Genomic DNA, 22,164 nt, shown 5'->3' on the forward strand with positions numbered 1-22,164 from the left:
CCTGGATGATGTGCTCGCCCGCGTCAATGCGCTGGTCCTTATCCTGACATACCACCCCATTCAGCCGCACCGCGCCGGCTTTGATGTGCCGTATGGCCTCGCTGGTGGATTCGACCAAGCCGATCGCCTTGAGCACGCGGGCAATGCCGTCGCCAGCCGGTATGCGGTATTCCGGAAGATCCTCTGGTATCTCGGATTTGGCAAACCGGGCAATGAATCGTTCGCGCGCCAGCGCGCCTGCACCCGCGCCATGAAATCGATCGACGATTTCCATACCGAGTTCAAATTTTATGTCTCGAGGGTTCCGCCCCGCCGCCATTTGGGCGCGTAGTTCCGCGAGTTCGGCCAAGCTGCGGAAGGAAAGCAGGTCGAAGTAGCGCCACATGAGTTGATCTGAAATCGACATGATTTTGCCGAACTGCTCATCGGCCGACTCCGCAATGCCGATGTAATTCCCCAGTGACTTGGACATTTTGTTCACACCATCCAGCCCTTCGAGCAGGGGGAGGGTGATCACGGTCTGAGACGGCTGCCCCCATTGCTTTTGAAGCTCTCGCCCCATCAACAGGTTGAATTTCTGGTCAGTGCCGCCCAGTTCGACATCCGCTTTCAGCGCCACTGAGTCATACCCTTGGATCAAGGGGTAGAGAAACTCATGAATGGCAATCGGCTGTTGCGCGGCATAGCGTTTGGAAAAGTCGTCTCGCTCCATCATCCGGGCAACGGTTTGCCGACTGGCCAGCCCGATCAGGTCGGCCGCAGTCATTTTGCCCATCCACTCGGAGTTGAACACGATTTGAGTTCGCGCCGGATCCAGAATTTTGAAAATCTGCTGCTGATATGTCTTGGCGTTTTCCACCACTTGCTCACGGGTCAAGGGCGGGCGGGTCGCGCTTTTGCCGGTGGGGTCGCCAATCATGCCGGTGAAATCACCGATCAGAAATAGCACTTCATGCCCCATCTGCTGGAATTGGCGCAGTTTATTGATGAGCACGGTGTGCCCCAGATGCAGATCCGGTGCGGTCGGATCAAATCCTGCCTTGATCCGGAGGGGTCGCCCGGTTTTCAGCTTTTCGATGAACTCTGCTTCCAGCAATATCTCTTCGGTACCCCGCTTGATTTCCGCCAGCGCGCCCGCCCAATCGTGCTCGATCATTCTGCTCTCTCATTGAATCCGACACCCAAGGCTTGTATGGTAACCGTTTATGTCTTCATATATGCAGAGTCGCCCCATGCCTCGACGCATCCTCTTTGCGCAAAATAAGTCTCGTTTTTCATTGTGGGTACGGCTGGGCTTACTCGTCGGCGGCCTCGCTAGCCTGGGTTTGGTCGTGGCAAAAATCAACGCCCCCACGGATCCCGCGCTGGATCGATCCATTGATCAACAGATTGCGCGCGAAGTGGCCTTGCCAGTTCCCGCAGAACAGCCCCGACAAGCCGACGCAGAATTATCCGCCTTGACAACGGATCCGAAGTCGAGCACGGCAGCTGAATCAGCGCCAGACGATACCGCATCGGCGTCAGAAAAAACCCTGGAAATGGTCATCAAACGCGGCGATAACCTGTCCACCGTCTTCGCACGGGCCGGCCTCTCTGCGCAGGATGTGCAACAAGTGGTGGATCTAGGGCAACCGGCCGCGCCACTCAAAGCCCTCAAGCCCGGTGAAAAAATCTCCCTGGCCTTGACCCCAGATCATCAACTGCTGGGGGTGGACTATAAGGTTGCCCCGGACAAGGCGCTCAGCATTCGTAAAGAAGGGGATGCCGGGCTCATTGCCAGCGAAATCGTGCTGCCCAGCGAATCCCGTCTGGTCACGGCCGAGGGCAAGATTGAATCCTCGCTGTATCAATCCGCGCTCGACGCCGGCGTTCCTGCGGCCATGGTGATGCAGCTCGCGGATATTTTCGGCTGGAAAATCAACTTCCTGAAAGATGTTCAACCCGGCGATCAGTTCCGTATCGTTTATGCGGAGCAATGGGTTCAGGGCAAACGCGTCGGCACCGGACATGTGATGGCTGCCGAATTCACCAATCAGGGCAAAACCTTTCAGGCACTGCGCTACACCACACCCACCGGGGTAACGGGGTATTACGAACCCAATGGCGCCAGCCTCGAACGCGGGTTTTTGCGCTATCCGGTCGAGTTTTCGCGGATCAGTTCAAAATTCGGCATGCGAATGCACCCACTGTTTCACCACCTGAAACAACACAACGGGGTCGATTTCGCCGCCCCGACCGGCACGCCCATCCACGCAGCCGGCGCGGGCAAAGTGACCTTTATCGGCTGGCAACATGGCTACGGCAAGGTCATCAAACTCGCCCATGAGGGGAATTTTCAAACGGTGTACGGGCACATGTCGGGCTTCAATCGCCGATTGAAAACCGGGAGCACGGTCGCCATGGGCGAGGTCATTGGCTATGTCGGGATGACCGGCGACGCCACCGGCCCGCATCTGCACTACGAATTTCATGTCAAAGGGGTGTACACCGATCCCCTATCGGCGAAACTCCCCGAGGCGAACCCGATCCCGTCGCGCTATCGCAAGGATTTCCTGGCGCAGACCCAACCGCTGCTGGATGCCATGGCGGCATCCGCCGATGCGAAGCAGGCAAGCAACACCCCTCGCGCAACGGACTGAACATGCCGCGTAACGGGCTTTATATCGGCATGATGTCTGGCACGAGCATGGATGCCATCGATGCCTGCCTCGTATCCTTCAATCCGCCATCACTGCCGCAGATTCTCGCCCATGCCAGCCTGAATCTGACCGATTTGCGCCCGCGCTTACAGGCATTGCATCGAGGTCAAACCCCCACCTCCGAATTCGACTGCCTCGATGAACTGGGCGTGCTCGAAACGCTGCTGGCCGAACGCTCCGCCGAGGTGGTGCACAGCCTGCTCGATCAGGCCGGTGTTTCTGCGAGCGAGATTCTCGCCATCGGACAACATGGCCAAACCCTGCGTCATCGCCCCAACTATCCCACGCCGTTTACCCTGCAGATTGGCAACCCGAGCCTGATCGCGGAACGCACCGGCATCGCGGTCATTGCTGATTTTCGCCGACGAGATCTGGCCGCCGGGGGGCAAGGCGCGCCACTCGTGCCGACCGCGCACCGCGCCTTCTTCAATGCGAGCGCGCCGAATCAAGCCCTCATCACGGTCAACTTAGGCGGCATCGCCAATCTGGCCGTGCTGCAGCCAGACCAGCCGTTGATTGGGTTTGATACCGGGCCGGCCAACACCCTGCTCGATGGCTGGATACGCCAGCAACGCAACCTGCCTTTCGACGAAGGCGGGGCGTTTGCCGCCTGCGGCAAGGTGCACGATGACCTGCTCAACGCGCTACTGGCAGATCCCTATTTCGCGCTGCCCCCGCCCAAATCGACCGGCACGGAGGTGTTCAACCTGGACTGGCTCGCCACCCGCGCAGGGGACTGGCTCATCCACCTGCCGGCCGAGGATTTGCAAGCCACTTTGAGCGAACTGACCGCCCGCAGCATCATCCAGGCGATGGCACCCTATCTACAGACGATGCCGGGGACACAGGTCGTGCTGGCTGGTGGTGGGGCGTATAACACGGATCTGGTCGGGCGCTTGCGGAGCAATCTGCAGACTGCCGCGCCCGATGCGGTGCTCAAGCTCAGCGACGAGTTCGGCATCCCACCGCAGTGTGCGGAATGTGCCGCATTCGCCTGGTTGGCACGGCAATTTCTGCTGGGCGAAGCCGGCAACGCGCCTTCTGTGACGGGTGCGCGGGCGCCGCGCATCCTGGGCGGGTTTTATCCGGGGAAGCTCGACTGGCGTTCGCTCATCGGTTGATAACTCCGCGGGGCATAGCCCTGATACTCCTGCGTCGGGCGGAAGATTCGGTTGTTGCTCAGTTGCTCTTTCCAGTGCGCAAGCCAACCGGCCGTCCGAGAAATCGCAAAGATGGGCGTGAATTGATCTCGCGGAATGCCGAGCGCCTCGTACAACAAGCCGGAATAGAAATCGACATTCGGGTAAACCCCTTTTGGCGCCAGGCGCTCGGCCGCACAGCGTTCCAGCTCTTTGGCCACCTCGTACAGCGGCGAGACATCGCCGTGGCGGTGTTCATGCAGTTGTTCGAGCAAGCCCTGCAGAATATCGGCGCGCGGATCTTTCACCTTATATTCCCGGTGACCAAACCCCCACACCACCTGCTTATTGGCCAGACGCTGATCCAGCCAGTCGGCTACCTTCGCCGGCGAACCGATCTCATCGAGCATATTGAGCACCCGTTGATTGGCGCCACCATGCAAGGGGCCGGCGAGCGTGCCGATCGCCGAGGCCACCACCAAATTCGGCGGCGCCAGGGTAGAACCGCACACCAGCGCCGAGAAAGTCGAGGCATTGATGGTGTGTTCGGCGTGCAGCACGAGACAGGCATCCATGATCCGCGCCTCGACCGGATCGGGTTCGCGCTCGTTCATCATGTATAAAAAGTTTTCCGCGTAAGTTAAGTCCTTGCGCGGCGGAATCGGGTCATCCCCCCGACGGATGCGCTCCCACATCGCCACCAGGGTGGCCATGCTGGCGAGAATCTTGATGATCATCTGCTCGACGAACTCGCTGTCGGCGCTGACCCCATGGGCGGTCATCCGTTCCTGACCCGGATAGAACATGCCGAGACTTGCCACACAGGTTTGCAGCGCCTCCATCGGGTGACCATCGATCGGCAGAAACTTCATGATGTCGCGCACATTGTATTTGACGCGCCGGTTCGCCCGCAGCTCGCCATCAAAGCAGGCTAACTGTTCCGGGGTTGGCAGCTCGCCGTTGATCAACACCCAGGCGGTTTCTTCGAATGTGCTGTGCCGGGCGAGATCGACGATGCGGTAGCCGCGATAGGTCAACAAACCTTCTTGACCATCAAGAAACGAAATCCGCGACTGCGTGGCAGGGATCCCTTGCAGGCCGGGTATATAAGCGTGGGTACTGGTATCCATAACGAGCCTCACACGGAAAAGGAGGAACCACAGCCGCAGGTCGTTGCCGCCATCGGATTACGAATCACGAACTGCGACCCGGTAACATCTTCTTTGTAATCGATCTCGGCGCCTTCCAGGTATTGAATGCTCATCGGATCGACCAAGAGCGTGACGCCGCCGCGCTCAACCTGGGCATCATCATCCTGGGCGGCTTCTTCGAACATAAATCCATACTGGAAACCCGAACAGCCGCCGCCCGTAATGAACACCCGCAGCTTCAGATTCGGGTTCCCCTCCTCGTCCATCAGACTTTTCACCTTGCGTGCGGCATTTTCGGTAAAAATCAGCGGGGCTTCTTCAGTGGTGACCGTGGTCGTCATATCAATCTCCCAACATGCTGTTACGGCGACAAGGCAATCAGATCAAGCCCCTGAGTCTCAGGGAAGCCGAGCATCAGGTTCATGTTCTGCACGGCCTGACCTGCGGCGCCTTTGACCAGATTGTCAATCACCGAGCTGATGACCAGCATGGACGATCCTTTCGGCCGGAACAAGCCCATGCGGCATAAATTATTCCCGCGTACGCTGCGCGTTTCCGGATGACTGCCCGACGGCATGACATCGACAAACGGCTCCTCCGCGTAGTAATCCCGATAGAGCGCTTCCAACGACCCAGCCGGTTCTTGCCGCAAGGGCACATACAGGCTGACCTCGATCCCGCGCACCATCGGCACCAGATGCGGCACGAAAGTCAGACCAACCGGCTGCCCCGCCACCGCCGTCAAAGTTTGCACGATTTCCGGCTGATGACGGTGCCCGCCCGCAGCATAGGCCTTGAAGCTCTCGCCAGCCTCTGCCATCAGCATTGGGACTTCCGCCTTGCGACCCGCGCCGCTGGTGCCGGATTTGGAGTCCGCGACGATCTGGCGGTGATCGACGAACGGCTGCCCCATCAACGGCAGCAGGCCGAGTGTCGCCGCCGTCACATGGCAGCCGGGGTTCGCCACCAGCGCCGCCGCGCGAATCGCCGCGCGATTGAGTTCCGGCAGCCCATACACCGCCCGTTCGACCCAGTCCGGGCTGGCGTGGGTCATGCCATACCACTCAGACCAGACGGCCAAATCCTTGATGCGGTAATCCGCCGCGAGGTCGATCACCTTGACACCCGCATCCAGCAAGGCCGGCGCCTGTTGCATCGCAATCCCGTTCGGGGTGGCGAAGAACACCAGATCACAGGCCGTCAAATCGGTTTCCTCCGGACGGGTAAAGCACAAATCCACTGCCCCGCGCAGATTGGGATACATCGCGCTGACCGGCGTACCGGCTTCCGCGCGCGAGGTAATCGCCGTCATCTCGACGCCCCCGTGACGCGCCAACAAGCGCATCAGTTCAACCCCGGTGTAGCCCGTACCGCCGACAATACCTATTTTCTTCATGATCGTTTCCGCACCCACTGCCCGTCTCTGGCGCCCAGCGCCCCGATACCGCATCATAACAACAGAACCGCCGGACATTCTCGCCCGATGCCAACCGGGTGTGATGGATACAGAAAACCCCCAGTGAGTGCGATGCGTACCCGATTCCACCAATGGCTCGATCCGTGGCGACTGCGCTTATCGCACGAAGACGCCCTGATTCCGCTCAGCCTGCTCGGCTTGGCGGTCGGCCTCTTGAGCGCGCTGTTGATTAGCGTATTCCACTTCCTGCTGACGGTCGGGCAAATCTATATCCTCGGCCTCTCCGTTGCCGGCGAGTATGCCTCGCTGCCCTTGATTTGGCGCTTTTTGCTGCCCGTATTCGGCGCGATCCTCCTCGGCCTGGTGTTTCGCGCGATTGCGCCCGCGTACCGCAGCGTCGGCATCGGCTACACCATCCTGCGCTTTCACCGCTACGAAGCCCGCCTGCCTTGGCAAAACGCGGTCGTACAATTTTTTGGCGGGCTGTGGGCGCTGCTCATCGGGCTCTCCAATGGCCGCGAGGGACCCGGCGTCCACATGGGGGCGACCGGCGGCAGTCTGCTTGGTCAATGGCTCCACCTGCCACACAACAGCACCCGAACGCTGGTCGGCTGCGGGGCGGCGGCGGCCATCGCCGCCTCGTTCAACACCCCGCTGGCCGCCGTGCTTTTCACCCTCGAAGTCATCGTGCGGCAATACACGCTGGCCAGCTTTGTGCCGGTCATGCTCGCCGCCTCTGCGGGGGCTCTGCTTTCGACCCTGCTGTTTGGCAACAATCCGGCGTTTGCCATCACGCTCGATCACACGCTGTCCGGCTGGGAAATTCCCGTGCTGATTGGCCTCGGCATCGGCTTGGGCGTCGCGGCTGCCGGATTCAGCAGCCTCTCGATTCACACCCTCACCCGAACCAGAAACTGGCCGGTGCTGTGGCGATTCTCTCTGATCGGCCTGCTCACCGGCATCATCGGGCTCCTGCTCCCGCAGGTCATGAGCCTGAGCTACGGCACGATCAATGTCGCCGCCGCCGCCCAACTGACCATGGGCTTTCTGCTGGCGCTCACCCTCGCCAAGCTGGTGCTCAGCGCCTTGACCTTCGGCTGCGGACTCCCGCTCGGCGTGGTCGGCTCCACCCTGGTCACCGGCGGTTTCGCGGGCGCAGCGGTTGGCATGGGGCTGCTGAATGTGACGCAGAGTGCGCCGAGCGAAGTCGCGTTTTACACCGTGCTCGGGATGGGGGCGATGATGGGCGCCGTGCTGCAAGCCCCTTTGGCCGCGCTGACCGCCGTCATCGAATTGACTGGCAGCACCAGCGCCATCATGCCCGCCCTGCTGACCATTGTGATTGCCAACCTCACCAGTCGCCAACTGTTCGGCGAGTCCGGCATTTACGATGCGGCGCTGCGCGCTAACGCTGAATCGATCGATCAGTTTTCCTTGTGGCGCGGTGCCAACGATGTCGCCATCGGCGGCCTGCTGGATCGCAATATCATGGAGTTGCCGACGACCGGCTCGCTGGACGATCTGCGCGCCGCGCTGGCCACCCAACCCAACTGGTTGATCATCCGGCGAGCCGACAACGCGGCGCCCAGCGTTGTTGCCGCCGAGGCCGCCGCAATCTGGTTGAACACGGCGCCGCCCTCTCCAGACGATGCGCCGCCCCCGCCCCCCGTGGACTTCGGCGCGGTACTCCCCGCAGTGCCCGCCCGCACCGCCGACATTGGCCTCACCCTCTCGGAAGCGCGTGAACTGATGCGCGCCGAAAAGGTCGATATGCTGGTTGGACAGCGGGTCACCGTACCGCCCTTCAAGCGAAGTTTTGGCGTGCTCACCCGCCAACGGCTGGACGACGCAACCTGACATCCGGCGAACACACCCTCTATTTCCTTCACGACCGAGGCGCTCATGACCACGACCGTTTTTTCACCTACCCGCCGCCATTGGCTTGGCCTGCTGACCGCCAGCGCGGTGCTCACCGTCGCCGGCTGCTCGACGGAAACACCAGTCAAGCTCGCCAACCTGACGGTTCAAGACCTCGATGGCAATCCGGTGAGCCTAGGAGACTATGCCGGCAAGCCCGTCGCAATCACCTTCTGGGCCACCACCTGCCCGGGCTGCGTGGCTGAAATCCCGCACATGACCGCGCTCTACCAGAAATTCGCATCCAAGGGGGTACAAGTGATTGGCCTCGCGATGAGCTACGACGAACTTGGGCAGCTCAAAGCGATGGTGGCGGACAAACACATCCCCTACACCGTGCTGCAAGACAAAACCGGCGCAGCGGCGCAAGCCTTCGGCCCGGTCCGGCTCACGCCGACCTTCTTCGTGCTCGATGGCAAGGGCAACATTCGCTATCAAAAGATCGGGCCGTTCGACACCGCCCGGGTCGATCAATTGCTGACCGAACTCACGACGGGCTGAACAGCCGATCCAGAGCGCGATACCCCAGCGCCTCAGTGAGCGCGGCGGTATCGATGGCGGCCTTGCCGTCGAAATCGGCAATCGTGCGCGCCACCTTCAGAATGCGGTCATGCGCGCGCGCCGAGAGGCGCAGCTTATCCATCGCCTGATGCAGCAACGCGGCATCGCGGGGCGCCAGCGGCGCCACGGCGGCCAGTTCCGCCGGCAACAACGCGGCATTGGACTTAGCTTGGCGAGCCAGCATGACGGCGCGTGCCGCCGCCACCTGCGCACGCACCTCCGACGACGAGGGCTCTGCTGCACCGCCAGGTTGCAAATCGGCGGCCGCCACGCGCGGCAGCTCCAATTGAATATCGATCCGGTCGAGCAGCGGGCCGGAAATTCGCGCCCGATACCGCTGGGCGGCCAGCGAGTGCACCTCCTCGCCCTGCGGCGACGGGTTCATCGCCGCCACCAGTTGAAACCGCGCCGGAAATTCCACCTGCTGCGCCGCGCGGGAAATGGTGATCACGCCGTTTTCCAGCGGCTCGCGCAAGGCCTCGAGCACCCGCCGGTCGAATTCCGGGAGTTCATCGAGAAAGAGCACGCCGTGATGCGCGAGCGAAATCTCGCCGGGCCGCGGGGTCGAACCACCGCCGATCAGCGCCACCGCCGAGGCGGAGTGATGCGGATGCCGGAAGCGTCGGCGGCCGAAATCCGCTGCCGTAAAGCCCAGGCTCGACGCCGAGGCAATCCGTGCCGATTCCATCGCCTCCGCCTCGGTCATTGGCGGCAAAATTCCCGGCAAACGCTGCGCCAACATACTCTTGCCCGCCCCCGGCGGGCCGATCAGCAGCAGGTTGTGCGCGCCCGCCGCCACCAATGCCAAGGCTCGTTTCGCGCGCGGCTGTCCACGCACATCCGCCAGATCGATCCCGGCTGCCGGATCGACGGCGGGCGGCGTTACCGCCGTGAGCCAAGGTAAGGCGCGCTGCCCCGCGACATGTGCGACCAATGCCCGCAAATGGGGCACCGCTGCAGCCTGCACGCCGCGCACCACGGTAGCCTCCTCGGCATTGGCGGGCGGCACAAACAAGGCTCGCCCCGCTGACTGCGCACCCAATGCCGCCGAGAGCGCGCCGCGCACGCCGCAAACGCCCCCATCGAGCGAGAGCTCGCCCACGCACTCCATTGCGGCCAACCGATGGGCCTGCTCGGCGGGATCGCCGGGAATCTGCCCGGTCACCAATAAAATGGCGAGCGCAATCGGCAAATCAAACCGCGCACCTTCTTTGGGCAAGTCCGCCGGTGCGAGATTGATGGTCAGGCGACGCGGCGGAAACTCAAACCCCGAGGACAAAATCGCCGCACGCACCCGATCGCGGCTTTCCCGCACCACGGTTTCGGGCAAGCCCACCAAGGTGATGCTCGGCAAGCCGTTAGCCACATGCGCCTCGACCGTAATCAACGGGGCATCGATCCCCGCTTGCGCGCGGCTAAATACCTTGGCGATTGTCATGACCACACTCCTTGTGGATCCGGTTCCGACCGAAGATCAAACAGGTCAGGAAGCCGCCGGAGTACCGGACGCGGCACCCGCCTGCGCCGCCTCCAATATCGCGACGCGCTGTTCCAGGGCTTCGAGTTTGGCTCGTGTGCGCGCCAGCACCTGGGTTTGAATGTCGAACTCATCCCGCGTGACCAGTTCCATCTTGCCGAACACATTCAGCACTGCCTGGCGAATCGTTTTGTCGATTTCGCCCTTGGTTTGCTTCAGCCCCTCGGGCAGCGCCTGCTCGATGCGCTGCGAGAGCTCTTCTAACGACTGAGCCAATGACATATCCCATTCCTCCGTAAAACCATCACCCCTGTCGGCAGGATTCTTGAAGAAGCCTCGCGCGCTTGCAAGCCCGACGAATGCACCAAAAAAGTGATTGCCTAGGGCGCCAGATGCACCACAAGAAGGCTAGCGCACACAGCCAACTCACCCACCAAGAGTTATTACTCAATTATTACAATGAGTTATTAAGTTGGCACGGTTTCTGTAATAGCACCCGTGCATCTTGTCATGCCCGAACTAAAAGAGGAACGACTCCATGAAAATCTTGAAGAAAACCGTACTGAGCACCGCCATCGTCATGGGGCTGGGCGCATTTTCCGCCCCGGCCGTATTTGCCGACACTGCCACGCCAGCGGTCAGCATCACCGGCTCGGCAGCCATTGTGAGCGACTACCGCTTCCGTGGGATTTCGCAAAACTACAAACACCCCGCCCTGCAAACCGGTATCAACCTCGGTCTGCCCGCCGGGTTCTACGCCGGCTGGTGGGGCTCGATGGTCTCCACCAATATGTACAACAGCCCGAATAATGGCTGGGCGATGGAAAACGACTTCTTCGGCGGCTGGGTCTACAAGTTCACCGATGATCTCTCGCTCGATGTCGGCGGCCTGTATTACTACTACCCCGGCTCAGAAATTTCTGGCACCAGCACCAAGTACAACACGTTTGAGCTGCATGCGGCCTTGATCTACAAGTGGCTGACCGCGAAATACAATGTCACCACCAACAATTTCTTCGGCGCCACAGACAGCAAAGGCTCCACCTATCTGCAAGCCGACGCCAACTATCCGCTGACCGACACCGTCACCCTGAATGGCCATGTGGGTCATCAATGGGTCAAGGGTACCGGCAACGATCAGTACAACTATACCGACTGGCTGCTCGGCGTGACCTATGCCTTCCCGGCGGGCTCCTTTGCCCCCGGCTGGTCGGTCGGTCTGGCGTATGTGGACACCAATGCCAAGAAGAGCGCCTACACCTACACCGGCGCATCGGGCGGCAGCAAATATGTTGGCGGACCAGGTGCCGTACTTTCGCTCACCAAGAGCTTCTGATGCGGACACACCAAGGGGAATGTCATGAAACTGATTACGGCAATTATCAAGCCCTTCAAGCTCGACGATGTGCGTGAAGCACTGTCCACCGTCGGCGCCAAGGGCATCACCATGACTGAAGTCAAAGGCTTCGGTCGGCAAAAAGGCCACACCGAGCTGTATCGCGGCGCGGAATATGTGGTGGATTTTTTACCCAAGGTCAAACTGGAACTGGTTGTCGATGACGCTGCAGTCGATGCGGTCATCGATGCCATCACCCGTGCAGCCAGCACGGGCAAAATCGGCGACGGCAAGATTTTTGTTGCGCCGGTCGAAGAAGCGATCCGCATCCGCACCGGTGAAACCGGTCCGGAAGCACTCTAAGGAGCCAAGTCATGATTTCGCGTACTCAAAAAACCTGGGCTAGCCTCGCTGGACTCGTCGGATTGCTGGCTTCAACCGCCGCATTCGCCGACGCCCCCCCGCCGCCGCCCGCGCTCAACTCCGGCGACACCGCCTGGATGCTCACCTCCACCGCCCTCGTGCTGTTGATGACCATTCCTGGCGTTGCCTTGTTCTACGGCGGGATGGTGCGCCGTAAAAACCTGCTCTCCGTCGCCGCGGCCACCTTCGCCGTCACCGCGCTGATCAGCGTCGTCTGGGCCATCGTGGGTTATTCGCTCGCCTTCAAGGGCACCGGCGCGTATGTCGGCGACCTGAGCGCCCTGTTCCTCAAAGGACTCGGCTTTACCAGCCAAACCGGCACCATTCCGGAATCGGTGTTCATGACCTTCCAGATGACCTTCGCCATCATCACGCCCGCGCTCATCATTGGCGCCGTGGTTGAACGGATGAAGTTTTCTGCCCTGCTGATTTTCATGGGACTATGGTCCGTACTGGTGTACTCACCCATCGCGCACATGGTGTGGGGCGGCGGTTGGCTGATGGGGGATGGCGTGCAAGACTTCGCCGGCGGCACCGTCGTACACATCAACGCCGGTGTGGCGGGTCTCGTCGCTGCGCTGATGCTCGGCAAACGCAAAGGCTATGGCACAGAGGCCATGCCGCCCGTCAACCTGGTGTACACCATGGCCGGCGCCTCCCTGCTGTGGGTGGGCTGGTTCGGCTTCAACGCCGGTTCTGCCGCAGCGGCCAACCAAGCAGCGGGCATGGCGATGGCCGTCACCCAAATTGCCACGGCGGTCGCCGCTCTGTCCTGGATGGTGATCGAATGGATCATGCGCGGCAAACCGACCCTGCTCGGCATGGCCTCCGGCGCGGTAGCTGGCTTGGTTGCCATCACCCCGGCCTCTGGCTTCGTCGGCCCGATTGGTGCCTTCGCCATCGGCGTGGCCGCCGGTGTGATTCCGTTCCTCGCCTCGGTGTACCTCAAACGCGCACTGGGTTATGACGACTCACTGGATGCCTTCGGTGTGCATGCTGTCGGCGGTATCGTCGGCGCCCTCTTGACCGGTATCTTTTCGGCAGCGGCGTTCGGCGGGGTCGGTGTCTCTGCCAATGCGAACGGCAGCATCCTGGCGCAGTTCCTGATTCAGGTAAAAGGCGTGGGTTTCACCATCATCTATGATGCCGTGGTCACCTTCATCATCCTGATGGTTCTGAAAATGACGATTGGCCTGCGTGTGACCGAAGAGCAAGAAGCCGAGGGCTTGGATATCAACCAACACGGCGAGCGCGTCTAACGCCGCCCCTCGAAGTTGCCCCACGGACGGGGCAAACGACCAACCCGCCTTGTGCGGGTTTTTTCATGGGCGGGATTTTTGCCTGCACGGCAGCATCCCCCGCCTTTCGACTGAACTTATCGGGCGTCCATTCGTCTGAACACTCAGCAGCGGGCAGTCACACTGATCTAACGAATGACGACAATCGCCACCGTTGCCCCCTGTTCGATACCATTGCGAGGTTTTTATGCGTACTTCAATTTTGGCACACTCCGTTCGCGCCGCCGTGAAAGCCCCTTCCCGTCTTCTGGCAGCCGCCCTGCTGGCCGCGCCGCTGGTCATGCTCGCCCCCGCGCCTTCATTCGCCGATACCGTCATGCCGGACTATGTCCAGCTCGTCAAACAATCCAGCCCTTGGGTTGTAAATATCAGCACCATCTCCAAGCCGAAACAATCAGCCCAATTCGATAGCGGCAACGCACCTATTTTCCCACCGGGACCGGCCGGCGATATGTTCCGCCACTTCTTCCAGCAAATGCCCCAACAGGCGAACCGCGAGCCGATCCGCTCGCTCGGCTCAGGCTTTATCATCTCCGCCGATGGCTACATCCTGACCAACGCCCATGTGGTGGCCGATGCCGATAAAATCACCGTGCGCCTGCCGGATCAGCAAGAATATGCCGCCAAAGTCATCGGCAAAGACAAACGCACCGACATCGCCCTGCTGAAAATCGATGCCAAGAACCTGCCCGTCGCCCCGATTGGCAATTCCGATCAAGTGCAGGTCGGCGAATGGGTACTGGCGATTGGTGAACCCTTCGGACTAGATCACTCCGCCACCCACGGCATCGTTTCCGCGATTGGCCGCGACTTGCCCGATGAAAGCTATGTGCCTTTCATCCAGACCGATGCCCCGGTCAACCCCGGCAACTCCGGCGGCCCGTTGATCGACGCCAATGGCAAGGTCATCGGCATCAACTCGCAGATTTACACCAAATCCGGCGGCTACATGGGCATCTCGTTCGCCATCCCGATCAATGTCGCGATGAATGTGGTCGATCAACTCAAAACCACGGGTCATGTCACCCGTGGTTATCTGGGCGTCCTGATTCAGCCCGTCACCGACGAACTCGCCAAATCCTTCGGCCTGGACAACACCCGGGGCGCCCTGGTTTCCCAAGTGCAACCCAACACACCAGCCGCCAAAGCGGGGCTGAAATCCGGCGACATCATTACCAAATTCAACGGCAAAGAAGTCAAACGCTCCGGCGAGCTGCCGATCATGGTGGGCATGGCGCCCATTGGCAAACCCGCCACCCTGACCGTCCTGCGGGATGGCAAAGAGCATGAAATGACCGTCACCATCGAAAAACTCGACAAGCAAGCCATCGAAGCGAGCGAAGGCAGCCGCGCCGCCATCGAAAAAATGGGGCTCAAAGTCTCCCCACTCAGCCCCGATGACCTGCAACAGCTCGGAATCAAATACGGCGTCAAAGTCGATGGCGTGAAAAGCGACTCCCCGTTTGCCTCCGTGCTCACCGCCGGCGACATCCTGCTGGAAGTCAACCGGCAATCCATGCAGACCGTCGATGACCTGAAAAAGGCACTCGACAGCGCGCCGAAAGACCGGCCTATCGCCATCCGCCTGCTGCGCGACGGCCAGCCGCTGTTTCTCGCGATTCAACTGAACGATTGACCCCCGCCCGCGAGCCAATCAGCCCGTTTGATTGGCTCAGCAAAAAATTCAGGGGCAGCGGCGGAAAAAATTTCAATTGCTAGGCGAACTTTTTTGCAACCCAGCCCTCTGACTCATTGGCTCCTCAAGGATGAACCATTGCCCCGAATGATCCGGGGCTTTTTTTTGCCCGCGCCCCAAGGGCATCCGCCCTGGCTCAGCGCCTCAATGACAATGGATCGAGCAATGGATCGCCGCCCCTCAAGGATTCGGCTCGTCGGCGAAAAAATCCTGCGCCGCCACGACATCGCACCGGATTTGCGCGACCAAGGCATCCAGCGACTCGAATTTCTGTTCGGCACGCAGCCGCGCCAGAAACACCACCTGCACCGACTGGCCGTAAAGGGATTCGGCAAAGTCAAATAAATGCACTTCAAGTCGCGCCGTTTGGCCATCGACCGTCGGGCGGGTGCCGATATTCGCCACCCCCCGGAACTGTTGATGATCCGGCAACGACATGACCACCGCGAATACCCCTTGCAAGGGCGACAGACGGCGGTGCAAGGCGATGTTCGCCGTGGGAAACCCCAATTGCCGGCCGCGTTTATCCCCGTGGATCACCCGACCGCAGAGCGTCATGGCTCGCCCCAACAGATCCCGCGCAGCGACCAGCTCCCCCGCCTGCAAATGCGCACGAATGCGGGTACTCGACACCCGCTCACCGCCAACCAGACAGGTGGGCGCCGCCGAGACCGTAAAACCGGCCTGTGCCCCAAGGTGCGCGAGCAAGGCAAAATCCCCCTGCCGCCGATGGCCAAAGCGGAAATCATCCCCAATCCAGATCGCGCGGGTTCGCAAACGCTGCACCAAAAGGCGCGTCACGAATGCTTCTGCCGACAGCGCGGCCAGCGCCGAATTGAACGGCAACACCCAAAGCACATCCACGCCACCGATCGCCTGAATGAACGAGACCCGCTCCCGCAGGCGGGTGAGCCGCGCGACCGGCGCCGCAGGATGAAAAAACTCCCGCGGCAGAGGCTCGAACAGCATGACCACCAGCGGCAATGCCCTCTCGCGCGCCGCCTGCGCCGCCGCCCGGATGAGCGCCTGGTGGCCTAAATGCACCCCATCGAAATTGCCGAGTGTGACCACACAGCCCGCGGGGAAATCCAGCCGCGCGGCCTGACCGTGAACGATACGAAACGGGTTTGATGCGGTCATAATTTAGAGGCAGAAAGGCCATGTAAAACATGGCCTTCGCTGTTTTTTATTTAACGCCTATAATAAAGTAGGTTCGCTAAAACGGAATATCATCATCGACAAAGTCATTCGGTGCTTTGCTGGGTGCAGGGCGCGCTGGGGGGGCACCGTAACTGTCTCGCCCGCCGCCGGATGGAGCGCCTGGGCGCCCACCGCTTCGGGCAGGCGGGGCGCTGCTGTAGCCGTCGTCATAACCGCCAGCATCGGTGTTACCGCCGCCCGATCCGCCGCTCCGGCCACCGAGCATCTGCATTTCGCTGGCGACGATTTCCGTGGTGTATCGATCTTGCCCGTCCTGCCCCTGCCATTTGCGGGTTTTCAGGGTGCCTTCGACATAGACCTGGCTGCCCTTTTTCAGATATTGCCCGGCGATTTCCGCCAACTTGTTGAAGAACACGATGCGGTGCCATTCGGTGGTTTCTTTTTGCTCGCCGGTGTCTTTATCGCGCCAGCTCTCGGATGTAGCGACGCGGATATTCGTGACCTGCCCGCCGCTCGGCATGTAGCGCACTTCGGGGTCTTGGCCTAAGTTGCCCAGGATGATGACTTTGTTGATTCCGCGACTGGCCATCCGTTTCTTTCCTCTTGCAATGAAGTCGCGCGGCGCCGGTTGTTTCGGCGCGACGCCAAAGTCCGTACTATAACAGGCCGTTGAAAAATGTAGCGAGGATGGCCCGATGCAAGGCGCCCGGCGCACAGCGACCGAGACCTATCCCATGGATAGGCAAGGGAGCGAGCACCGCGCAACGCCGCAGATGGCTCACCGCAGTCGTTTTTCAACCGCCTGATAAAGCACTTGCCTGTTTCATTCACTATAAGCTGTCCGGACTTCCCATGGCCGATCCCTTTATCCGCATTCGCGGTGCGCGCACGCACAATCTGAAAAATATCGATGTCGATTTGCCCCGCGATGCGCTGATCGTGATTACCGGGCTTTCCGGTTCCGGCAAATCGTCGCTGGCGTTCGACACGCTGTTTGCTGAGGGGCAGCGGCGCTATGTCGAATCGCTCTCGGCCTATGCGCGGCAATTTTTGTCGATGATGGATAAGCCGGATGTCGATCATATCGATGGCTTGTCGCCCGCCATTGCCATCGAGCAGAAAACCACCTCGCACAATCCGCGCTCCACCGTCGGCACGGTCACGGAAATTTACGATTACCTGCGGCTTTTGTTTGCCCGCGCCGGGGTGCCGCGCTGCCCGGAACACGGGATCGATCTCACCGCGCAAACGGTGTCGCAGATGGTCGATCAGGTCTTGGCGCTGCCGGAGGATTCGCGCTGGCTGTTGCTCGCGCCGGTCATCGAAAACCGCAAGGGCGAGCACCAGAAGCTGTTCGATGAATGGCGCGCGCAGGGGTTTCTGCGGGTGCGGATCAATGGCCGGGTGTATGAAATCGATGAGATTCCGCCGCTCGACCCGAAGGGCAAAAACACGATCGAGGTGGTGGTCGATCGGTTCAAGGTGCGCCCCGATCTGGCGCTGCGCCTGGCGGAATCGTTCGAAACCGCGCTGCGCCTCGCGGATGGGCGGGCGCTGGTGGTGGCGATGGATGGCGATGCCGCGCACACCTTTTCGGCCAAACACGCCTGCCCGGTCTGCGGCTATGCGCTGGCGGAACTGGAACCGCGGCTGTTTTCGTTCAACAACCCGGTGGGGGCCTGCCCAAGCTGCGATGGCCTGGGGGTGCGGCAGTTTTTCGATCCGGCGAAGGTGATCGTCAATCCCGAATTGTCGCTGGCCGCCGGGGCGATTCGCGGCTGGGATCGGCGCAATGTGTATTACTTTCAGCTCTTGTCCGGCCTGGCTCGGCATTACGATTTTTCAGTGGAAACGCCGTGGCAGGCATTACCCGCCGAGATTCAAACCCGCATTTTGCAGGGCAGTGGCCGGGAAAAAATCCGCTTTACTTACCTCGACCCACGGGGCAAGGCCACCGAGAAAGAGCACCCCTGGGAAGGGGTGCTGCCGAACATGGATCGGCGCTACCGCGAGACGGATTCGCAGGCCGTGCGCGAGGAACTGGCGAAATACATTTCCGAAAGCGCCTGCCCGGCCTGCGGCGGCACGCGGCTGAACACCGCGGCGCGGCATGTGTTCCTCGGTCACGACAACCTGCCCGCCATCATCCACCGTTCGATCAGCGAGGCGCTCGCCTTTTTCCGCGCGCTCGACCTACCCGGCGCGCGTGGGGAAATCGCCGGGCGCATCGTGCGCGAAATCAGCGCGCGGCTGGGCTTTCTGAATGATGTGGGCTTAACCTACCTCTCGCTCGACCGCTCGGCGGAAACCCTGTCCGGCGGCGAGGCGCAGCGCATCCGGCTGGCCAGCCAGATCGGCTCCGGCCTGGTCGGCGTGACCTACATTCTCGACGAGCCTTCCATCGGCCTGCATCAGCGCGACAACGACCGGCTGCTCGGCACGCTCACCCATCTGCGCGAACTGGGCAACACCGTGATCGTGGTCGAGCACGATGAGGACGCGATTCGCGCCGCCGATTTCGTGCTGGACATCGGCCCCGGCGCAGGCGTACACGGCGGGCGCATCGTCGCCCAGGGCAGCCCGGCACAGATTGCCGCCAATCCCGATTCGCTCACCGGTGCCTACCTTTCCGGCCAGCGGCGCATTACCGTGCCGCCGCGCGTATCGCCCCAAGACGGACACTGGCTGCGGCTCTATGGCGCCTGCGGCAATAACCTTGCTGGCGACACGCTGGAGATTCCGCTCGGCCTGCTGACCTGCATCACCGGCGTTTCCGGTTCCGGCAAATCCACCCTCATCAACGACACGCTCTACCCGATCGCCGCCGCCGCGTTGAATGGCGCGGCCACCCGCCCCGCGCCTTATGCCCGCATCGAGGGGCTGGAACAGCTCGACAAAGTCATCGACATCGATCAATCGCCGATTGGTCGCACCCCGCGCAGCAATCCGGCCACCTACACCGGCCTGTTCACCCCGATCCGCGAACTGTTCGCCGGCACGCAAGAAGCGCGCTCGCGCGGCTACACGCCGGGGCGGTTTTCATTCAATGTGAAAGGCGGGCGTTGCGAAGCCTGCGAAGGCGATGGCGTCATCAAGGTGGAAATGCACTTTCTGCCGGATGTGTATGTGCCCTGCGATGTCTGCCACGGCGCGCGCTACAACCGCGAAACGCTGGATATTCGCTACAAGGGCAAAACCATCAGCGAAGTGCTGAACCTGACGGTCGAGGATGCCGCGCCCTTCTTCGAAGCCGTGCCCGCGCTGCATCGCAAACTCACCACCCTGCTCGATGTGGGGCTGGGTTACCTCACGCTGGGGCAGAACGCCACCACCCTCTCCGGCGGCGAAGCGCAACGGGTGAAGCTCGCGCGCGAACTCTCCAAACGGGATACCGGCAACACGCTCTACATTCTCGATGAACCCACCACTGGCCTGCACTTTGCCGATGTCGAGCAACTGCTGGCCGTGCTTTACCGCCTGCGCGATCAGGGCAACACCGTCGTCGTCATCGAACACAATCTGGATGTGATCAAAACCGCCGACTGGATCGTGGATTTAGGCCCCGAAGGCGGCAGCGGCGGCGGGCGGATCATCGCCCAAGGCACGCCAGAAACCGTGGCGGAACAAGCGGAATCCCACACCGGGCGCTATCTCGCGCGCTTGCTGGATCACCCAGCCAGATAGAGAATTCTTGCTCAATCTGCGGAAACCGAATTGCTAACCAGAATCCGTAGGCAGAATCAGCACCACCTTGAGTCCTGGGTGGTTGTCCTCCAGCGTGACTTGGCCGCCGTGCTCGTGCATGGCGGCACGCACGAGCGACAGCCCCAGGCCACTGCCGGGCGTGCTGCGCGCCGCATCGAGCCGCACGAAGCGTTCTAGTACGCGCAGCCGGTCGGCGGCGTCGGGGATGCCGGGGCCGTTGTCTGACACGGTCAGGGTGATCTGTTCCGCCGTCCGGCTCAGGCCAATCTCCACCCGCGACCCGGCGGGCAAATGGTGCAGGGCATTTTCCAGCAGGTTGACGATGGCTTGGGTGAGCAGGCCACGGCTTGCCAGCCGCTGCACGCCGGGTTCGATGCGGGCGGTCAGGTGCAGGCCGCGATCTTCCGCCGCCCATTGGTAGAGTTCGACGAGATCGGCCAGCAGGACACTCAAATCGACCGGCGCGAAATGTTCGCGGCGCACACCCGCTTCGGCCTGGGCAATCGCGATCAGGGTGTTGAACAGGCCAAGCAATTGATCGGCATCGTCCAGTGCCTGGCGCATGGCTTCGCGGTATTCCTCGCTGGGGCGATTCTGGGTGAGGGAGATTTCCAGCCGGTTGCGCAGGCGGGTGAGCGGGCTGCGCAGGTCATGGGCGATGTGGTCGGTCACGCTGCGCATGCCAGCCATCAGTTCGTCGATGCGATTGAGCATTTGATTCAGCCGCGCCGAGAGTTCGGAAAACTCGTCGCCGTGGCCGGTATCGGGTATGCGGCGGGAAAATTCACCGGCCATGATCTGCCGGGCGGTATCGGTAATCACATCGATGCGCCGCAGAACCGCCAGCCCCATCCAGCCGCCGCCGAGCAGCGATAACAGGGTGATGATGCCCACCGCCCAGCTGAGGAGGTAGCCGGTGTGGTCGGTGAAGCCTTCTTCTTCGACCAGCGCCTGGCCGACCAGCAGGCAGCCGCCGCTTTTGAGCGGGGTGCTCAGTATCCGCGCCTGGACATCGGCATCATCGGCGCGCAGCGCGGGCGGCAGGATGGGGCTTTGATCGCTGAATTCGATGGCCTCGCCACACACCAGACCCGGCGGCCAGGCGAGCAGATTGCCGGCACGAATCCGCTGTGCGGCATCGGTCAGCAGATACAGCCGCCCCTGTTTGCCGGCGTGCCGGAGATGTTCCGCAATTTGTCCGGCCAGCCCGTCGGCGTCGGCCTCGTCCGTATCGGTCTGCAGACGCTGGATTTCTGCCTGCAGACTGGCGTCCATCTGGCCGAGGATGTATTGCGAGGACAGCCAATAAACAATCGCCAGAGAAATCGCCACCACCAGGCTGAATGCTAGGGCGAACAGCACCGCCAAGCGGAATACGCTGGTGCGCCACAGGCGCGCGAGCCGGCGGCGGAAGTGGGGCGAGGCGGGCAACTCAGACCGGCGCATCGCTCAACACATACCCTGCCCCACGAATGGTGTGCAGCAAGGGCGGCGAGAAATCCCGGTCGATTTTGCTGCGCAGGCGGGAGATGTGGACATCGATCACATTGGTTTGCGGATCGAAGTGATAGCCCCAGACCTGTTCGAGCAGCATCGTGCGGGTCACGACCTGCCCGGCATGGCGCATGAGGTAATCGAGCAGCCGGAATTCCCGAGGTTGCAGCAGAATCAACTGGTTCTGCCGCGTCACCCGGTGGCGCACCCGATCCAGCACGAGGTCCGCGACCGTCAGCGTCTCACCGGTTTCCCGCGTGTGCAGGCGGCGGGTCAGGGCATCGATCCGTGCCAGCAGTTCGGTAAAGGCATAGGGTTTGGTCAGATAATCATCGCCGCCCGCCCGCAGCCCGGTCACCCGGTCATCGACCTCGCCCAAGGCGGAGAGAATCAACACCGGCGTCGCCCGACCGGCCGCACGGTAAGCCGAAATCAGCGCCAACCCATCGAGCCCCGGCAACATGCGATCGACGATCAGCACATCGTATTCGCCGGTCATGGCCAGATGCAGGCCATCGACGCCATTTTCCGCCCAGTCCACCGCATGCCCCGCCTCGGTCAAGCCTTTGGAGAGGTACGACGCGGCCTGCCGGTCATCTTCAACCAGTAAAATTTTCATGTCGCTATCCTACGGCATTCCCCCGGCAGGCCAAGATGAAGAAATGGTCATGTTGCCTTCATGTTGGATGA

General features: G+C 61.5%; 19 protein-coding genes (1 of these 19 cut by a window edge). 9 read left to right on the forward strand and 10 right to left on the reverse strand.

Going from position 1 to position 22,164, the window contains the following annotated elements:
• On the reverse strand, nucleotides 1-1,156 hold the 5' portion of the coding sequence (gene tyrS, locus VOI35_RS09150) for a tyrosine--tRNA ligase (RefSeq protein WP_407275741.1). The gene continues 56 nt to the left of window position 1, outside the view; 1,156 of the gene's 1,212 nt are visible here — the first part of the coding sequence; its start codon is at nucleotides 1,154-1,156; the stop codon falls past the left edge of the window.
• A gap of 76 nt (nucleotides 1,157-1,232) precedes the next feature.
• Here tyrS and VOI35_RS09155 point away from each other — a divergent pair, with 76 nt between their 5' ends.
• Both VOI35_RS09155 and VOI35_RS09160 read left to right on the forward strand, forming a co-directional pair.
• Nucleotides 1,233-2,639 (forward strand): peptidoglycan DD-metalloendopeptidase family protein, encoded by a 1,407-nt coding sequence (locus VOI35_RS09155; protein WP_407275742.1) that lies wholly within the window; start codon nucleotides 1,233-1,235, stop codon nucleotides 2,637-2,639.
• 2 nt (nucleotides 2,640-2,641) lie between these two features.
• On the forward strand, nucleotides 2,642-3,820 hold the full coding sequence (locus VOI35_RS09160; RefSeq protein WP_407275743.1) for an anhydro-N-acetylmuramic acid kinase: 1,179 nt from the start codon (nucleotides 2,642-2,644) through the stop codon (nucleotides 3,818-3,820).
• Here VOI35_RS09160 and VOI35_RS09165 read toward each other — a convergent pair.
• Genes VOI35_RS09165 through argC form a run of 3 tightly spaced genes read right to left on the reverse strand, consistent with a single transcriptional unit; the run spans nucleotide 3,781 to nucleotide 6,385 of the window.
• Complete coding sequence (locus VOI35_RS09165) at nucleotides 3,781-4,968, reverse strand: citrate synthase (RefSeq protein ID WP_407275744.1); 1,188 nt, start codon at nucleotides 4,966-4,968, stop codon at nucleotides 3,781-3,783. The genes VOI35_RS09160 and VOI35_RS09165 overlap by 40 nt on opposite strands.
• Nucleotides 4,969-4,976: 8 nt before the next feature.
• Nucleotides 4,977-5,330: an iron-sulfur cluster insertion protein ErpA gene (gene erpA, locus VOI35_RS09170; RefSeq protein ID WP_407275745.1), complete on the reverse strand. Its 354-nt coding sequence runs from the start codon at nucleotides 5,328-5,330 to the stop codon at nucleotides 4,977-4,979.
• Nucleotides 5,331-5,350: 20 nt separating this feature from the next.
• Nucleotides 5,351-6,385: an N-acetyl-gamma-glutamyl-phosphate reductase gene (argC, locus tag VOI35_RS09175; RefSeq protein ID WP_407275746.1), complete on the reverse strand. Its 1,035-nt coding sequence runs from the start codon at nucleotides 6,383-6,385 to the stop codon at nucleotides 5,351-5,353.
• 132 nt (nucleotides 6,386-6,517) lie between these two features.
• Here argC and VOI35_RS09180 point away from each other — a divergent pair, with 132 nt between their 5' ends.
• A complete protein-coding gene (locus VOI35_RS09180; protein WP_407275747.1) occupies nucleotides 6,518-8,263 on the forward strand; it encodes a chloride channel protein in 1,746 nt (581 codons plus the stop codon).
• A gap of 45 nt (nucleotides 8,264-8,308) precedes the next feature.
• The gene (locus tag VOI35_RS09185; protein ID WP_407275748.1) at nucleotides 8,309-8,824 is read left to right on the forward strand and encodes a peroxiredoxin family protein; all 516 of its coding nucleotides are present in this window, start codon (nucleotides 8,309-8,311) and stop codon (nucleotides 8,822-8,824) included.
• Here the strand turns inward: VOI35_RS09185 and VOI35_RS09190 are convergent.
• Complete coding sequence (locus tag VOI35_RS09190; protein WP_407275749.1) at nucleotides 8,811-10,322, reverse strand: YifB family Mg chelatase-like AAA ATPase; 1,512 nt, start codon at nucleotides 10,320-10,322, stop codon at nucleotides 8,811-8,813. The two genes, VOI35_RS09185 and VOI35_RS09190, sit on opposite strands and share 14 nt — an antisense overlap.
• A 45-nt stretch (nucleotides 10,323-10,367) precedes the next feature.
• The gene (locus tag VOI35_RS09195) at nucleotides 10,368-10,643 is read right to left on the reverse strand and encodes an accessory factor UbiK family protein (protein WP_407275750.1); all 276 of its coding nucleotides are present in this window, start codon (nucleotides 10,641-10,643) and stop codon (nucleotides 10,368-10,370) included.
• A 256-nt stretch (nucleotides 10,644-10,899) separates the two neighbouring features.
• Between VOI35_RS09195 and VOI35_RS09200 the strand changes: the two genes are divergently transcribed.
• From VOI35_RS09200 to VOI35_RS09215, 4 genes are all read left to right on the forward strand, one after another.
• Complete coding sequence (locus tag VOI35_RS09200) at nucleotides 10,900-11,697, forward strand: TorF family putative porin (protein ID WP_407275751.1); 798 nt, start codon at nucleotides 10,900-10,902, stop codon at nucleotides 11,695-11,697.
• A gap of 24 nt (nucleotides 11,698-11,721) precedes the next feature.
• Nucleotides 11,722-12,060 (forward strand): P-II family nitrogen regulator, encoded by a 339-nt coding sequence (locus tag VOI35_RS09205; protein ID WP_407275752.1) that lies wholly within the window; start codon nucleotides 11,722-11,724, stop codon nucleotides 12,058-12,060.
• A gap of 11 nt (nucleotides 12,061-12,071) precedes the next feature.
• Nucleotides 12,072-13,379: an ammonium transporter gene (locus VOI35_RS09210; RefSeq protein WP_407275753.1), complete on the forward strand. Its 1,308-nt coding sequence runs from the start codon at nucleotides 12,072-12,074 to the stop codon at nucleotides 13,377-13,379.
• Nucleotides 13,380-13,605: 226 nt separating this feature from the next.
• Nucleotides 13,606-15,054, forward strand: coding sequence for a DegQ family serine endoprotease (locus VOI35_RS09215; RefSeq protein WP_407275754.1), 1,449 nt, complete (start codon nucleotides 13,606-13,608; stop codon nucleotides 15,052-15,054).
• A 240-nt stretch (nucleotides 15,055-15,294) separates the two neighbouring features.
• Here VOI35_RS09215 and ribF read toward each other — a convergent pair whose 3' ends face one another.
• Together ribF and ssb are read right to left on the reverse strand one after the other, a co-directional pair.
• The gene (gene ribF, locus VOI35_RS09220) at nucleotides 15,295-16,254 is read right to left on the reverse strand and encodes a bifunctional riboflavin kinase/FAD synthetase (protein ID WP_407275755.1); all 960 of its coding nucleotides are present in this window, start codon (nucleotides 16,252-16,254) and stop codon (nucleotides 15,295-15,297) included.
• A gap of 76 nt (nucleotides 16,255-16,330) precedes the next feature.
• Nucleotides 16,331-16,864: a single-stranded DNA-binding protein gene (gene ssb, locus VOI35_RS09225; RefSeq protein WP_407275756.1), complete on the reverse strand. Its 534-nt coding sequence runs from the start codon at nucleotides 16,862-16,864 to the stop codon at nucleotides 16,331-16,333.
• 263 nt (nucleotides 16,865-17,127) lie between these two features.
• On the opposite strand from ssb, the gene uvrA reads away from it, so the two are divergent.
• A complete protein-coding gene (gene uvrA / locus VOI35_RS09230) occupies nucleotides 17,128-19,959 on the forward strand; it encodes an excinuclease ABC subunit UvrA (protein ID WP_407275757.1) in 2,832 nt (943 codons plus the stop codon).
• 33 nt (nucleotides 19,960-19,992) lie between these two features.
• Here uvrA and VOI35_RS09235 read toward each other — a convergent pair whose 3' ends face one another.
• Both VOI35_RS09235 and VOI35_RS09240 read right to left on the reverse strand, forming a co-directional pair.
• On the reverse strand, nucleotides 19,993-21,426 hold the full coding sequence (locus VOI35_RS09235; RefSeq protein WP_407275758.1) for an ATP-binding protein: 1,434 nt from the start codon (nucleotides 21,424-21,426) through the stop codon (nucleotides 19,993-19,995).
• Nucleotides 21,413-22,093 (reverse strand): winged helix-turn-helix domain-containing protein, encoded by a 681-nt coding sequence (locus VOI35_RS09240; protein ID WP_407275759.1) that lies wholly within the window; start codon nucleotides 22,091-22,093, stop codon nucleotides 21,413-21,415. Before VOI35_RS09240 ends, VOI35_RS09235 begins: the two co-directional genes overlap by 14 nt.
• Nucleotides 22,094-22,164: the final 71 nt, after the last annotated feature.

Origin of the sequence: Halothiobacillus sp. DCM-1, assembly GCF_045689735.1 — a bacterium.
GTDB lineage: Bacteria > Pseudomonadota > Gammaproteobacteria > Halothiobacillales > Halothiobacillaceae > Halothiobacillus.

Coding starts and splice junctions, on each gene's coding strand:
- VOI35_RS09240 (WP_407275759.1), bottom strand. CDS start 22,093: ATGAAAATTTTACTGGTTGAAGATGACCGGCAGGCCGCGTCGTACCTC.
- VOI35_RS09205 (WP_407275752.1), top strand. CDS start 11,722: ATGAAACTGATTACGGCAATTATCAAGCCCTTCAAGCTCGACGATGTG.
- VOI35_RS09200 (WP_407275751.1), top strand. CDS start 10,900: ATGAAAATCTTGAAGAAAACCGTACTGAGCACCGCCATCGTCATGGGG.
- VOI35_RS09215 (WP_407275754.1), top strand. CDS start 13,606: ATGCGTACTTCAATTTTGGCACACTCCGTTCGCGCCGCCGTGAAAGCC.
- ssb (WP_407275756.1), bottom strand. CDS start 16,864: ATGGCCAGTCGCGGAATCAACAAAGTCATCATCCTGGGCAACTTAGGC.
- VOI35_RS09235 (WP_407275758.1), bottom strand. CDS start 21,426: ATGCGCCGGTCTGAGTTGCCCGCCTCGCCCCACTTCCGCCGCCGGCTC.
- erpA (WP_407275745.1), bottom strand. CDS start 5,330: ATGACGACCACGGTCACCACTGAAGAAGCCCCGCTGATTTTTACCGAA.
- VOI35_RS09155 (WP_407275742.1), top strand. CDS start 1,233: ATGCCTCGACGCATCCTCTTTGCGCAAAATAAGTCTCGTTTTTCATTG.
- ribF (WP_407275755.1), bottom strand. CDS start 16,254: ATGACCGCATCAAACCCGTTTCGTATCGTTCACGGTCAGGCCGCGCGG.
- VOI35_RS09165 (WP_407275744.1), bottom strand. CDS start 4,968: ATGGATACCAGTACCCACGCTTATATACCCGGCCTGCAAGGGATCCCT.
- VOI35_RS09210 (WP_407275753.1), top strand. CDS start 12,072: ATGATTTCGCGTACTCAAAAAACCTGGGCTAGCCTCGCTGGACTCGTC.
- VOI35_RS09160 (WP_407275743.1), top strand. CDS start 2,642: ATGCCGCGTAACGGGCTTTATATCGGCATGATGTCTGGCACGAGCATG.
- VOI35_RS09195 (WP_407275750.1), bottom strand. CDS start 10,643: ATGTCATTGGCTCAGTCGTTAGAAGAGCTCTCGCAGCGCATCGAGCAG.
- uvrA (WP_407275757.1), top strand. CDS start 17,128: ATGGCCGATCCCTTTATCCGCATTCGCGGTGCGCGCACGCACAATCTG.
- argC (WP_407275746.1), bottom strand. CDS start 6,385: ATGAAGAAAATAGGTATTGTCGGCGGTACGGGCTACACCGGGGTTGAA.
- VOI35_RS09185 (WP_407275748.1), top strand. CDS start 8,309: ATGACCACGACCGTTTTTTCACCTACCCGCCGCCATTGGCTTGGCCTG.
- VOI35_RS09180 (WP_407275747.1), top strand. CDS start 6,518: ATGCGTACCCGATTCCACCAATGGCTCGATCCGTGGCGACTGCGCTTA.
- VOI35_RS09190 (WP_407275749.1), bottom strand. CDS start 10,322: ATGACAATCGCCAAGGTATTTAGCCGCGCGCAAGCGGGGATCGATGCC.